Annotated in this window: 13 protein-coding genes; 5 read left to right on the forward strand and 8 right to left on the reverse strand. The window is 70.8% G+C overall.

The features are described from left to right. Positions 1 to 56: 56 nt before the first annotated feature. The 4 genes from A6A08_RS24440 to A6A08_RS24455 form a co-directional block, all read right to left on the reverse strand. Entirely contained in the window at positions 57 to 524 is a 468-nt protein-coding gene (locus A6A08_RS24440; protein WP_073704977.1) for an ATP-binding protein, read from the reverse strand. Continuing rightward, the gene (locus A6A08_RS24445; protein ID WP_073704978.1) at positions 521 to 1,021 is read right to left on the reverse strand and encodes a hypothetical protein; all 501 of its coding nucleotides are present in this window, start codon (positions 1,019 to 1,021) and stop codon (positions 521 to 523) included. Before A6A08_RS24445 ends, A6A08_RS24440 begins: the two co-directional genes overlap by 4 nt. A 323-nt stretch (positions 1,022 to 1,344) precedes the next feature. Continuing rightward, positions 1,345 to 1,539 (reverse strand): DUF397 domain-containing protein, encoded by a 195-nt coding sequence (locus A6A08_RS24450; protein ID WP_073704979.1) that lies wholly within the window; start codon positions 1,537 to 1,539, stop codon positions 1,345 to 1,347. Next, complete coding sequence (locus A6A08_RS24455) at positions 1,532 to 2,344, reverse strand: helix-turn-helix transcriptional regulator (RefSeq protein WP_073704980.1); 813 nt, start codon at positions 2,342 to 2,344, stop codon at positions 1,532 to 1,534. The genes A6A08_RS24450 and A6A08_RS24455 overlap by 8 nt, the downstream gene beginning before the upstream one ends. Before the next feature lie 282 nt (positions 2,345 to 2,626). Here A6A08_RS24455 and A6A08_RS24460 point away from each other — a divergent pair, with 282 nt between their 5' ends. After that, complete coding sequence (locus tag A6A08_RS24460; RefSeq protein ID WP_083609259.1) at positions 2,627 to 3,190, forward strand: ATP-binding protein; 564 nt, start codon at positions 2,627 to 2,629, stop codon at positions 3,188 to 3,190. Positions 3,191 to 3,314: 124 nt separating this feature from the next. Here A6A08_RS24460 and A6A08_RS28065 read toward each other — a convergent pair whose 3' ends face one another. The 4 genes from A6A08_RS28065 to A6A08_RS24470 all read right to left on the reverse strand — a co-directional run bounded on the left by A6A08_RS28065 (position 3,315) and on the right by A6A08_RS24470 (position 6,251). After that, complete coding sequence (locus A6A08_RS28065) at positions 3,315 to 3,485, reverse strand: hypothetical protein (protein ID WP_158069302.1); 171 nt, start codon at positions 3,483 to 3,485, stop codon at positions 3,315 to 3,317. A gap of 208 nt (positions 3,486 to 3,693) precedes the next feature. After that, entirely contained in the window at positions 3,694 to 4,479 is a 786-nt protein-coding gene (locus A6A08_RS28335) for an ATP-binding protein (RefSeq protein ID WP_242422871.1), read from the reverse strand. Then, entirely contained in the window at positions 4,406 to 5,455 is a 1,050-nt protein-coding gene (locus tag A6A08_RS28340) for a helix-turn-helix domain-containing protein (protein ID WP_199867029.1), read from the reverse strand. The genes A6A08_RS28335 and A6A08_RS28340 overlap by 74 nt, the downstream gene beginning before the upstream one ends. Before the next feature lie 199 nt (positions 5,456 to 5,654). Beyond that, positions 5,655 to 6,251 carry a GNAT family N-acetyltransferase gene (locus tag A6A08_RS24470; protein ID WP_073704981.1) on the reverse strand — a complete coding sequence of 199 codons (597 nt, stop codon included), beginning with the start codon at positions 6,249 to 6,251 and terminating at the stop codon, positions 5,655 to 5,657. 184 nt (positions 6,252 to 6,435) lie between these two features. Between A6A08_RS24470 and A6A08_RS24475 the strand changes: the two genes are divergently transcribed. The 4 genes from A6A08_RS24475 (at position 6,436) to lpdA (ending at position 12,259) form a co-directional block, all read left to right on the forward strand. Then, the gene (locus A6A08_RS24475) at positions 6,436 to 7,551 is read left to right on the forward strand and encodes a winged helix DNA-binding domain-containing protein (RefSeq protein ID WP_073704982.1); all 1,116 of its coding nucleotides are present in this window, start codon (positions 6,436 to 6,438) and stop codon (positions 7,549 to 7,551) included. A gap of 252 nt (positions 7,552 to 7,803) precedes the next feature. Continuing rightward, positions 7,804 to 9,720 carry a hypothetical protein gene (locus A6A08_RS24480; protein ID WP_073704983.1) on the forward strand — a complete coding sequence of 639 codons (1,917 nt, stop codon included), beginning with the start codon at positions 7,804 to 7,806 and terminating at the stop codon, positions 9,718 to 9,720. A 117-nt stretch (positions 9,721 to 9,837) separates the two neighbouring features. After that, a complete protein-coding gene (locus A6A08_RS24485; RefSeq protein WP_073704984.1) occupies positions 9,838 to 10,647 on the forward strand; it encodes a DedA family protein in 810 nt (269 codons plus the stop codon). 211 nt (positions 10,648 to 10,858) lie between these two features. Further along, the gene (gene lpdA, locus A6A08_RS24490; protein ID WP_073704985.1) at positions 10,859 to 12,259 is read left to right on the forward strand and encodes a dihydrolipoyl dehydrogenase; all 1,401 of its coding nucleotides are present in this window, start codon (positions 10,859 to 10,861) and stop codon (positions 12,257 to 12,259) included. The last annotated feature ends 179 nt before the right edge of the window (positions 12,260 to 12,438 follow it).

Consider the following 12,438-nt stretch of genomic DNA (forward strand, 5'->3'; position numbering starts at 1 on the left):
TCAGGGGAGTCGGAGGGGGAGGGGCCGTGGGAACCGGTCCCACGGCCCGGACGTGTTCAGCGGACGGGGCTCAGCAAGCGCCTTGCGGCCCGGAGGACGGCGGCCGGATCCAGGGCGAAGGAGGCCCACACCAGGACCCCCAGCCCCGACCGGACCGGCCAGGCGTAGCGGCCCCACTCGTCGGCGAGGCCGTCCACCGGCAGCAGCCCGCGCCGGCCCTCGGCCCGGTCCCACTCCTCACCGGTGCGCTCGACCGGGATGCGCGGGACCGAATCGGCTCCGTGGTCGTTGTGCACGGTCAGCCTCAGGACGTGGTCCTCGCCCAGGACCAGGTGGCGGGTGACCTCGCCGCCGGGGCGGCCGTACCTGCAGGCGTTGGCGTGCAACTCGTGCAGGCACGACCGCACGGTGTCCACGAGGTCCGGCTCGAACCCGGACATGTCCTCGGACAGGTCCCGGCGGGCGGCGGACAGGTCGGCCAGGTCGCGCCCGTAGGTGCGGGGCTCCCAGTAGACGAGGCTCATGCGGGCACCCCCTGGCGCCGCCGCCCGGACCGAGCCGCACCGGCGGGTCCGTCCCACTCGGAGGAACCGCAGAGCAGGTCGCCGACCGGGACGGGCGCGGCCGCCCACTCCTGGACCAGGGCCCTGGCTCGCGCCTGGACCCGGGCGAACTCGCGCTCCACCTCGGCCGACGCCGGTACCCGCACGGGCTGGTGGCCACGGGGCGGGGGGACCGTGACCCGGGACTTTCGGACACGCTCCCGCTCACGTTCGTGGGCGGCGCAGTAGGGCCGGATCAGAGCGACCTCCTCGGCATGGATGGTCTGGTTCGGAGGGGCCGGACGGAGCACGGGAGCGGACACTGCCTCGGGCGCGGGGAGGGTGGCGGGCACGTAGCGGCGCACGCGCGTGGAGCGGCGGCGACGGCCGAAGGTCGAGTGGCGTCCGCGCGGGGAGGAGAAGAAGTCGGTCACCGGGCCGAGGGCACGGCGGAGGAGGACAGCGCTAAACTGGCGCATGCTGGCAATCCTTTGGCAATCAGGAGAACCTTGCTGGCCACGGCCCCGGGCGGTAACTGACCGCTGCGGGGCCATTGCGTGGGTTCAGTTGTGTGTTCGGGAAAAATATTAGGGGGCGGAGGCGGGTGGCGATGACAGTACCGGCAAGTAATTCCAAATACTTCAAAAAAGATCGTCTCGGCAGTTCACGCAGATGGCACCTAACCCGCACCCGCCTCATCCATTGGTCTGCGTTTGCCCGAATTAATGGGGTTGGCACCCCTTTTCGGGCAACAGAAAACGGCTGGCCGGAAAACCGACCAGCCGTCGCGCGTCAGTGAAGCCTAGGAGTGCTGGAGCTTCACGCCCCGCAGGAAGGACGTCCAGGCGTCAGCGGAGTACTCCACATGCCCGAGACCGCGGTTCCGGGTGTCGCGCACCAACACGCTCTTCCCCTCCGCCACCTCGACACAGCTACCCTGCCCCGAGCTGTAGCTGCTCTTGTGCCACGGACTTCTGCCGTGCTCGTGCCTATCCATCAATGCTCTTCCTGGCCTTCCTGAGCAGTTCCACACTGGCCTCCATCGACAGCGCCTCGGCCTGGAGGAAGCCGAAGGTGGTCATGCACTTCTGCACAGTGTCCAGGACCTCCATCAGCACCTCACCGGCCGTGTACTCAGCGGAGGCCAGCGGTGGATTGTCGGGGAAAGTGTAGATCCGGAATGGTCCAGCCGTCCCGTAGTGATGGCGAACGCCCGAGGGCACGACCTGCAGCCGGATCCTGCCCCGTTTCACGAGGTCGAGCACGCGGTCCAACTGCGCGGCCTGGGTACGCTCGCCGCCGATCACACGGCTCAGGAGGAACTCCTCCACAACGATGGACACCAGCGGAGGATGCGGCTTCTCCAGGATGTCCTGACGTGCCATCCGGGCATCGACCATCCGGTCCACCTCCTCCGAGGCCCACGGCAGGGCGTCCCCGATGGCGGCCTTGGCGTACTCGGCGGTCTGGACCAGGCCGGGAACGAGCTGGCACTGGTACTCCCGCAGCTCGAAGACCCGCTGTTCTATCTCGGGGACCTGTTCGTACCAGATCGGCAGCGAATCAGGCGTATTGGCCTTCTCATACGCCCGTTCGAGCCGCCCGTTGGCGTTGAGCGCCTGGTCGAGCCGGCGGGCCTGGTCCTGGCTCATCCCGCGCTTGCCGTTCTCCCACGCCGAGATCTGGGCGGGAACGGCTCTGGCGTACGGAGCCAGCTCCGCCTGCGTCATCAGAGACCTCTTGCGAAGCGCCCTCAACTCTGTTCCCAACCTGCGCCATTTCGGCCTGCCGCGTCGTTCCACCCGTCCACCCGATCAACCGGAGGAAAACCAGTTCGCCCACTCCCCTACAGGCAAACAACCGGCAACAACCAATTCATCGGTTCCTCACCGGCCCGGTTGCTTTCCTGGAGTTCCGCCCCAGGAGCGTCCATGGTGTTGTCCATGGACACGCGATGGCGGGACGGCGGCCGACCGGCACGGCGTCCGCGCTGATCAGAGCGTGTCCGAGGCCGGCGAGACACTCTCTTCGCCCCATGGCGGGCGATCCGGGGAACGGGGATTCGGGTGGGATCAGTGATCCGTATGAAACAGCGCGGGAATTCTCCCGAGGGGAAACCGGCGAAGGAGAACCGGGCCACCAGGTTGCCCCGCCGCACGACCGACCCCCGCGACCGCGCGGCGATCCTGGTGGAACCGGCGCCCGCGAACCCGGGCCATTCCCCGACCCTCGCCGGGGTGCCCGAGCAGGCCGCCGTACTCCGGCGCCGGCTCGCCTCGGCCGCCTCGCTTCCGCCCCGGGCGGCCGAGCTGGTCCAGGAACTGGTCAGCGAACTTTTCAACAATGCGCTCACCCACTCGCGCAGCGGCTGCGAGGGTGGGGAGGTGGCCGTCACGCTGCACCGTCTACGGGGGCGGGTACAGGTGAGGGTCACCGACGAGGGGTCGCGCACGTCCGGTGCGGCCACGCCGCACCTGCGGCCCCTGGACACCTCCGCCGAGGGCGGCCGGGGGCTGCGGCTGGTGGCGGCCCAGGCCAGCAGGTGGGGGACCCTGCACGAGGACGACCGGACGACGGTGTGGTTCGAGCTGGACCGGCGGCCCGCCCGCGGTCGCGGCTCCCGCCCCGGCACCGCCGTCGGGGGGTGATGACCGTGGGCTGGGACCACGCGGACGACCACGAGCGGTACCAGGCCGCGCGTGAGCTCAGCAGCCGCTGCGGGCGGCTGTGGATGGTGATGTGGGCCCCGGCGCTGCGCGCCTACGTGGGGTTCTACCTGGGTCCGGAGGCGGTGCCGTGGCTGGCCGCGCCCACCGCGCGGGGCCTGGCGGAGCGGATGGGGCAGGTGGAGCGGGAGTTGACCCGTGGTTCCGCCACCGGCGCCCCCGAGGGCTTCTGGAGCTGCCCGGCCCCGGGATGCCTGTGGTCCTCGGTCAATCCCATGCCCCACCCGTGCCCGGTCCGGGTGCCCTCGCCCCGGAACCCGGCCGGGCCCGTCCGTCGGCACGAACGGGACCCGGGAGGCCTCAGCGGAAGCGCGGACCCTCCTCCAGGATCTCCCGCACGTCCGGCCACTCGGCTTTGAGCACCGAGTAGTACACCGCGTCCCGGCGGTGCCCGTCGGGCATGGGCCTGGCGGAGCACGGACGCCTTACGTGCGGTCCGGTTCCCCGAAGCGTTGCTGGCCTGTCCGCCGATAACGGATGGCGTTCCGGTGCTCCCCGGAGCCCTTCACCAAGCCTGCCTTCTCCATCCTGCCCAGCCACCGGAGAACCACAGGCCTGGACAGTCCCGTCCGTTTCTGGATCTCCGCCCGGCTCAGAGCATCGTCACCGAGGGCGTTGAGGATCTCGTCCGTCCGGTCGGCCCTTCTCTTCGGCTTGGGCTCCGGCGGAGCCACATCCGTGTCCGCAGCGGCGAGGTCAGGATGAAGCCGGTAGCGCGAGGACCGGCGCACGCCCTCCTGCACCGCCAGCTCGCGGGCCACGAGGTCCTGGAGTTCACTGGTGGCCACCCGAGAGTCCACCCCCGTCGCCGCCCGGTAGCGCGGGTTGGTCAGCGGTTCGCCCAACCGCAACAGCGCCAGGGCGATGCACTGGCTGTCCGTGAGGCCGTGTTCTCCCAGCTTGTTGATCCACCTGACGGCCTCGCCGTCGAGGAGTGTGTGGTTGGGGAACACGACCTTGAACGAGGTCAGGCGGTCGGTGAAGCTCGGGGGGCTCATGTGCGCCGCCCGCAGAGCCTGCAGCATGTCCTGGATCCCCGATCCCCGATTCTCACAGACGGTCTGCTCGGTTCCCGGGACCGGTACGTCCTGGAGAATGTTCATCAGGGCCGCGTTGCGGGCGGAGGAGGGAGGGTTGTCAGGCAGGTTGTCGACCGTCACGGCTCCGAAGAGTCCGCCCGGGTTCTGGATGACGAGCCGGTCGGGATACATCGCCACCTGCACCTGTGTGCCCCGGGCAGGACCGGACAGGTCGCGGTGCACGACGGCGTTGACAACGGCTTCCCGGAGGGCCACCTCCGGGTACTCCCAGACGTCGGAGCGACCGACCCCCCCGTATAAGGGCACGCCGCTTCATGTTGCGTTTGAGGGCGAGAAGGGTGTCACGGACGATCACGGGCACGGGCCCTTCCAGGGCCACGTTGTCCAGGAACCGCTCACCGGTTCCCATGGAGCCGCCCGTGCTCTCGGGGTAGTGGACGAAGCTCACCATGAGCTGGGGAAAGTGCTCCTGCGGGTATTCCCCGAGGGCGAGCAGCCCGCCCAGGAAGAGCACCTCCCGGCCGGTTTCGTCCCTCACCAGGACTCTCGTCCTGGTGAGGGCCTCGCGGTCGCTCAGTTCGGCGTACCTGTAGGGCCGGTGTCTGCGCAGGAGCGAGAGGTAGGCCTCGGTGAGGTGGGTGTCCAGGTCACCCACCGACGTTCCCTGGACGGGTTCGAGATCCTCCTTGGGCTGCCCCTTCGAGGCGAGCAGCGTGAGGATCTCGTACTGCGTCATGCGGCGGTCGCCGTCACCGACACGAATGAAACTGCCCTGGTAGACCCCCATCGACCTGAGGTGGCACGGTTTCTGCGCCGGGAGGGTCTCCGGGATCTCCGCAACGACGAGGTCCACCGACTCGAACGCGCGGACCCTGATGTCGGCTCGGATCGGCGGCTCGAACTCCGAGCACAGCGATCCGAGATCGGCGACGAGCTTGGCCGCGTTCTTCACTCCGACGACCTCGAACCCGCCCTTCTCGTCGAGTCCGAGGATCAGGACACCGCCCTCTTTGTTCGCGAAGGCGGACAGCGTCTCGTGTGTGGACCTCGGAAGCTTGTCGTGAGCTCTTTTCACCTCGACGTCACACAGGTCGCCGCCGAAGCGTCTCAGGTCCTCCACCAGTCCGAGGAACTCGTCATCGTGCACGCTCCGAGCCTACTCAGCCGGGGGAGGTTGCTCACTAGGTTGCTCGCTAGGTGGCTCACTAGCTCCGAACGAGCAACCTAACGAGCAACCGAGGTGCTTCAGAGGGGCGGCTCCACTCCGTGGTCCCCCGATTCGGGTCGCGACGGAGGCGGAAGGCCGAGACCGCGCGGACGGGCCGTGGACAGCACGTCACCGGACCTCAGCGGAAGCGCGGACCCTCCTCCAGGATCTCCCGCACGTCCGGCCACTCGGCTTTGAGCACCGAGTAGTACACCGCGTCCCGGCGGTGCCCGTCGGGCATGGGGTTGTAGCTGCGCAGCACGCCCTCCTCCGTGGCGCCGATGGCGCGCAGGCCCCGGCGGGCGCGCTCGTTGAGCACGTCGGTCTTGAACTCGACCCGCTCGGCGCCCATCTCCTCGAAGGCGTGCCGCATCAGCAGGTACTTCGACCAGTGGTTGATCCCGCGCCCGCGGAACTCGCGTCCCAGCCAGGTGCTGCCGATCTCCAGGCGCTGGTCCGGCTCGGACAGGTTCCCGTAGCTCGTGCTGCCCGCGACCCGGCCGGTCGCCTTGTCGGTGATGGTGAACGTCGTGCGTTCCCCGTTGTCGCTGGCGGCCAGATAGGAGTAGAAGAACCGGACGAAGCTCGCCTCATCGTCCACACGGGTCACGAAGTGCGTCCAGATGTCGGGGTCCATGGCCTGTTCCCGCCACCCCTCGCGGTCCGTCTCCACCAGCGGGGTGAGCACCACGTGCTCGGTCTCCAGCTGGACACGCGACTGTTCGGACCACGACATGGGCACTCCTCCGGTATACGTCGTTATGTCCGTTGTGGATTGTAGTGTCGAGCAGCGAACCGACAGTCAGGTGGGGCACCCCACACGAGCCGTTCCGTATGGCCCATCGCCCCGTACGTCCCTGTCTGTCGTACCCGGCCGATAGTGTTCCCCCACTGACCGGCAGCCCTGGAGGAACCGAGCGATGGCCGCCACCGACACCGTCCTCTCACGGCGCGCGCTGAACCGCGCCACCCTCGCCCGCCAGTTCCTCCTCCAGCGGGTGGACCGGCCGGTCACCGAGGTCGTCGATCACCTGGTCGGCCTCCAGGCACAGACCACGCACACCTGGTACGTCGGCCTGCAGAGCCGGATCGAGGGCCTGGACCCCCACACGGTCGGGGGCATGCTCACCGACGGCGAACTCGTCCGCCTCCCGCTGATGCGCTCCACCCTCCACCTGGTCACGCCGCGGGACTGCCGCCTGCTGCGTGCCACGGTCCAGGAGGCCATCGCCAGGGACCTCGCGCGCAGCAGCCACGGGAAGGCCACCGCCGGAGTCGACCTGGACGCCGTCGTGGACGCCGGCCGCGCCCTTCTGGACAAGCGGCCCCTCACCCCCTCCGAACTGGGCGCACGCCTGGCCGAGCGGTGGACGGACGTGCCCGCGAACGACCTCGCGTACGTGGTCCGCTGCCTGCTCCCGACCGTCCAGGTGCCCCCGCGCGGGGTGTGGGGCGCCTCCGGGGCCCCCGCGCTCGCGCCCGCCGACACCTGGACCGGGCTGCCCATGGACTCCGAGCCGGACCCGGACACGCTCGTGCTCCGCTACCTGGCCGCGTTCGGTCCCGCCACCGTGAGGGACGTGCAGGCGTGGTCGGGGCTGACCCGGCTGCGCGGGGTGGTGGACCGCCTGCGCGAGCGGCTCGTGGTCCTGCGCGGCGAGGACGGCGCCGAACTGTTCGACCTCCCGGACGCCCCGCGTCCGGGACCCGACGCCGCGGCACCCGTGCGCTTCCTCTACGACTTCGACAACCTGCTGCGCGGCCACGCCGACCGCAGCCGGGTGATCTCCGCCGAGGGCCTGGGGCGGATCACCTCGCGCAACGGGATGCCGCCCGCCACCGTGCTCGTCGACGGCGAGGTGCGCGCCGCGTGGAGGGTGGTCCGGGAGAGGGGGAGGGCGGCCCTGGAGGTGATCCCCTTCGCGCCGATCGGGGACACCGACCGCGGGGAGGTGGAGGCGGAGGGCCTGCGGCTGCTGGGGTTCCTGGTGCCCGACCACGAGGGGCACGAGGTCCGGCTCGCCCGATCCGCCTGACCCCGGCGTCCGGGCCCCTCCTCCCGGAGTGTCTCGGACGTCTCGGAGTGCCTCGGGCCGTCCCGGGTAGTCGGACCACGGGGCTGCCCGGTGTCCCCCGCCCCCCGAACCGCCTCGGGAGGCCGCTCCGGGCCGCTTCCGACGTTCCCGCCCGCCGACACGAGCCTGGTTCGCACCGCTTTTTCCGGTGTCCACCATGGAGGCATGTAGCCAGACCTCGGCTACTACGTGTGGATATGGAAGGATTCACGGGTGACCGAAGAGTTCCGCGCCGCGTTCCAACGTGTGCTCGACACCGCAGCCAGCCAGGCACCCGACTTCCCGGCGGCCGTACACGATGTGTTCCGGCTGTCCTCCCAGGTGCCCGTCGAAGAGCTCGCCACCGCCATGGAGGCTCTGGCTCCGGTTCTGAGCGACTCCGAACCGGCCGCGGGAATCGCGGCCGACCTCGCCGTCCTGGCCGGTGCCCTGGTGGAGTCCGGGGCGCCCGCGGGGCAGGTGGGGCTGGAGGTGCTGCGCCAGCTCGGCGGCTACGGCCAGGCCGCTGCGGCGTTCATGCACGCCTGGGACAAGACGGGCGGCGGAGCGCCGCCCGCGCCCAACGACGTGTCGGAGGCCGACGAGCAGCGGGTCGAGGAGGTCCTCGGGGACAACGCCCCCCTGGCCACCGTGGGCTGGTGGACGTCGCTGCGCTACGGGCTGGCCGCCAAGGCCATGCTGGGCGACCCCGCCGTGCGCGCCGCCGTGCGCGCCGACTCCAGCGCGCTGAAGGGGCTCACCCAGATCGTGCACGCCCTCTCCACGCAGCTCAGCGAGTTCGTCGAGCTGAACGAGCTGCTGCGGATGGCGGAGACGGACACCCTCCTGGTGCTGGACCGGGCCTCGTGGCGGGGCTTTCGGGTGCGCTTCGACGGGATCGGTGACAACTTCCAGTTGCACACGCTGCTCGCGGACGCGCTGATCGGCAAGGAGGGCAGACGGGTGCCGGGCACCCGGCCCGACCCCCGGTGGACCGCCGCGTGCCTGGACGCCCCCGCGGACCCGCTGGCCGACGTGGTGCGCGGCGAGTGGGACCTGGTCGGCGGCGACGGCACGTGGGTGGGAAACGAGGCCTACCCCGGGGACGTCCCCGTGGTGGACGGTGAGCGCGTGCTGGTGCTGGAGCCGCAGTCGCTGACCCACTCCTGGCGCGCGGGGCGCAGGCACCCGCACATCACCGGATCGCTGGAGGTGGTGGAGGAGCTGGGCCACGGGGAGGCGGCCGCCTGGTGGGCGCGGATCCACCCGGCCGGCGCGGTGCGGCACCCGCTGGCGCCGCCGATCGAGCACGACGAGACCGGGACCCACCGGGCGCCCCGCCACTTCGGGGTGGCCGCGCACTTCGCCGAGGTGGACTCGGGGCCGATGTCGGCGGCGTTCCGTGCCCTGGACCCGGAGGCCGCGGCCGAGGGGGACCCGTTCGCCGGGACCGACCCGGACCGGCCGCAGGTCCAGCCGTCCCCGCCCGAGCCGTGGGACATGCCGCCGGAGTACCGGGACGAGCCCGCCGCGGCGCAGGCAGAACACGAGTCCCACCTGTGGGGCACGCACCCGGAGTACCAGGACACACCCGCCGCACAGGAGGACGGGCCCACCCCGTGGAGGGCGCCCCTGGAGTACCAAGGCGAGCCCGCCGCGCAGGAGGAGCCCGAACCCCTGTGGGGATCACCCCCCGAGTACCGGGACGAACTCACCGCGCAGGAGGAGGACGGGCCCACGCCATGGAGGGCGCCCCTGGAGTACCAAGGCGAGCCCGCCACGCAGAAGGAACCCGAACCCCAGCCGTGGGGCACGCACCCCGAGTACCGGGACGCCCCCGCCGCACAGGAGGACCTCGGACCCCACCCGTGGGCCGACGAGCCGCAGGTCCCCGTTCCCGTGCCCGTGGAGGCCCCGGGCACGAGGCACGAGGCACGGCACTCCGCGGCCCCGGCGGAGGCGTCCGCGGAGGCGGGCCAGGAGACGAGGCACAGGGCGAGGCACTCGGCGCAACCGGCGCAGACCTCCGAGGCCGCCGACGACCGGCGCCCCGGCGCACGCCTGCTCCCACCCATGCCGCCGGGTGTCTCGGACAGCTGGTCGTGGGCGCCCGGCTGGAAGCGGCCCGCGCCGCCCGACTCCCCGAGCTGACCGGAACCCCGCTCCCGCGGCATGACACGTGTCATGCCGCGGAGCGGCCGACTCTCACACCGGCCTGCTGATTTCTGTGACTACGTGCACAACGCCCGATCCGCGAGACTTGGGCACATGGCGACGACGGTGAACGGCGAGCACGCGGGCGAGAACCCGAGGACCCCGCAGGCCGAAGGGGACTCCCCGCGAGGGGCCGAGGGGCCCCTGGCGCGGGAGGACCAGGAGAGGGAGCGGAAGAAGGAGGAGGGCCGGGCCGCCCTCCGCTCCCTGACGCCCTGGGAGGGCAGAGCGACCCGGCAGGACAAGGCCCTGATGGCCGCCTTCTTCGGGCTTCCCCTCTTCTTCATGGCCCTGACGCCCTTCAAGCCCTTCCTGATCGCCCACCACCCGGTTCTGCTGGAGTTCGTCACCGGCAGCACCTCGGCGATCGGTGCTGCCGCGGCCTTCTCCCGGATCGGTGAGATCCCGCTGTGGCTCGTCGTGGTGGCGGGCGTCTTCGGCAAGGTGAAGTTCGACTGGCTGTTCTGGTGGGTGGGCCGGCGCTGGGGCCGCGGCATCGTCAACCTCCTCGCCCCGGGCGAGAGGGCCCAGCGCTTCGCCGACAGGGCACAGGACATGAACCCCTGGATCATCAGGTTCGCCCTCCTCCTCAACTACGTGCCGGGCGTCCCCTCCGCCCTCGTCCACGTCGTCGCGGGCTGGACCGGGATGCGCCTGGGGACCTTCCTCGCCCTGGACGTCGCCGGCGCCCTGCTCTTCACCGCGACCGTGGCCTCCGTCGGCTACGCGGCGGGCCAGACCGGGGTCGACGTCGTCCTCATGGTCGACAAGTACGCCCTCTGGGTCTCCATCGGCATCATCCTGTTCATGGCCTTCCTCCCCGCGGTCAGGAAGAACCGGGCGGCCAAGGCCGCGCGCGGGTGAGGCCGGGAGCGCGGGGACGGGAGCCGGAGGCGGCCACCTCCGGCCGGACCGGCCCGCGACGACCCGGCACCACTGCGGAAAGTGACCTCAGGGAAGCGGCCGGTCACCCACGTGCGGCGGGCACACGACTAGGCTGGCGTTCGGCAATCCGACAACCCGGGCAAGCCGACTGCGCTGGGTGCGTCACAAACACACTCAAGGAGATCCCGTCATGGGACAGCGACACTTCGATCTGGTGGTTCTCGGCGCGGGTCCCGGCGGCTACGTCGCCGCCGTCCGCGCCGCACAGCTCGGCCTGCAGACCGCCGTCATCGAGGAGAAGTACTGGGGCGGGGTCTGCCTCAACGTGGGCTGCATCCCCTCCAAGGCACTGCTGCGCAACGCCGAACTCGCCCACCTGTTCCACAACGACGCCGACCTCTTCGGTATCAGGGTCGACGGCAAGGTCGAGTTCGACTTCGGCAAGGCGCACAGCCGCAGCCGCGAGGTGGCCGAGGGGCGTGTCAAGGGCGTCCACTACCTCATGAAGAAGAACAAGATCACCGAGCTCGACGGACGCGGCACCTTCACCGACGACCACACGATCCAGGTCAGCGGCAAGGACGGCACCGAGACCGTCACCTTCGACCACGCGGTGATCGCGGCGGGCTCCTCCACCAAGCTGCTGCCCGGCACCGAGCTGTCCGAGCGGGTCGTCACCTACGAGGAGCAGATCCTCACCGACACCCTGCCCGGGAGCATCGTCATCGCCGGCGCGGGCGCCATCGGCGTGGAGTTCGCCTACGTCCTGGCCAACTACGGCGTGGACGTCACCATCGTCGAGTTCCTCGACCGCATCGTGCCCACGGAGGACGAGGAGGTCTCCAAGGAGCTGGCCCGGGCCTACAAGAAGCTCGGTGTCAAGGTCATGACCTCCACACGTGTGGAGTCGGTCGAGGACACCGGCCGGGGCGTCCGGGTCACCGTCAGCAGCGACGGCAAGGAGCAGACCCTGGAGGCCGACAAGCTCCTCCAGGCCATCGGCTTCGCCCCCAACGTGGAGGGCTACGGCCTGGAGAAGACCGGCGTGGAGCTGACCGAGCGGGGCGCCATCGCCATCGACTCCCGGGGCCGCACCAACGTCCCGCACATCTTCGCGATCGGCGACGTCACCGCCAAGCTCATGCTGGCCCACACCGCCGAGGCCATGGGCATCGTCGCCTCCGAGACCATCGCGGACGCGGAGACCCAGGAGATCGACTACAGGTTCATCCCGCGCGCCACCTACTGCCAGCCGCAGATCGCCAGCTTCGGCTACACCGAGAAGGAGGCGCGGGAGGCCGGCTTCGACGTCCAGGTCGCCAAGTTCCCGTTCATGGCCAACGGCAAGGCGCACGGCCTCGGGGACACGCGCGGTTTCGTCAAGATCCTCTCCGACGGCAAGTACGGGGAGTTCCTGGGCGCCCACCTGATCGGCCCGGACGTCACCGAGCTGCTGCCCGAACTGACCCTGGCCCAGCAGTGGGACCTGACCGTGCACGAGGTCGCGCGCAACATCCACGCCCACCCGACGCTCAGCGAGGCGGTCAAGGAGGCCGTCCACGGTCTCGCCGGCCACATGATCAACATGTAGGGCGTGTGGGGCCCGTCCCGCCCGCCGGCACCGTCGGCGGGCGGGACTCCGGGCGCGTGGTGCGGCCCGTCGGCGGGACCCGGGCCGGGCCCGCTCAGGGCGGTGCGTCCAGGTGCCGGATGCGCTCCCGGAGGACGGGGACCGTCCGCCAGATGACGCCGGCGCCGCGGCGGTGGCGG

Source organism: Nocardiopsis sp. TSRI0078, from assembly GCF_001905145.1.
In the GTDB taxonomy this organism is placed as follows: Bacteria; Actinomycetota; Actinomycetes; order Streptosporangiales; family Streptosporangiaceae; genus Nocardiopsis.

Coding starts and splice junctions, on each gene's coding strand:
- A6A08_RS24475 (WP_073704982.1), top strand. CDS start 6,436: ATGGCCGCCACCGACACCGTCCTCTCACGGCGCGCGCTGAACCGCGCC.
- A6A08_RS24440 (WP_073704977.1), bottom strand. CDS start 524: ATGAGCCTCGTCTACTGGGAGCCCCGCACCTACGGGCGCGACCTGGCC.
- A6A08_RS24485 (WP_073704984.1), top strand. CDS start 9,838: ATGGCGACGACGGTGAACGGCGAGCACGCGGGCGAGAACCCGAGGACC.
- A6A08_RS28065 (WP_158069302.1), bottom strand. CDS start 3,485: ATGGGATTGACCGAGGACCACAGGCATCCCGGGGCCGGGCAGCTCCAG.
- lpdA (WP_073704985.1), top strand. CDS start 10,859: ATGGGACAGCGACACTTCGATCTGGTGGTTCTCGGCGCGGGTCCCGGC.
- A6A08_RS24460 (WP_083609259.1), top strand. CDS start 2,627: ATGAAACAGCGCGGGAATTCTCCCGAGGGGAAACCGGCGAAGGAGAAC.
- A6A08_RS24450 (WP_073704979.1), bottom strand. CDS start 1,539: ATGGATAGGCACGAGCACGGCAGAAGTCCGTGGCACAAGAGCAGCTAC.
- A6A08_RS24470 (WP_073704981.1), bottom strand. CDS start 6,251: ATGTCGTGGTCCGAACAGTCGCGTGTCCAGCTGGAGACCGAGCACGTG.
- A6A08_RS28335 (WP_242422871.1), bottom strand. CDS start 4,479: ATGTATCCCGACCGGCTCGTCATCCAGAACCCGGGCGGACTCTTCGGA.
- A6A08_RS24445 (WP_073704978.1), bottom strand. CDS start 1,021: ATGCGCCAGTTTAGCGCTGTCCTCCTCCGCCGTGCCCTCGGCCCGGTG.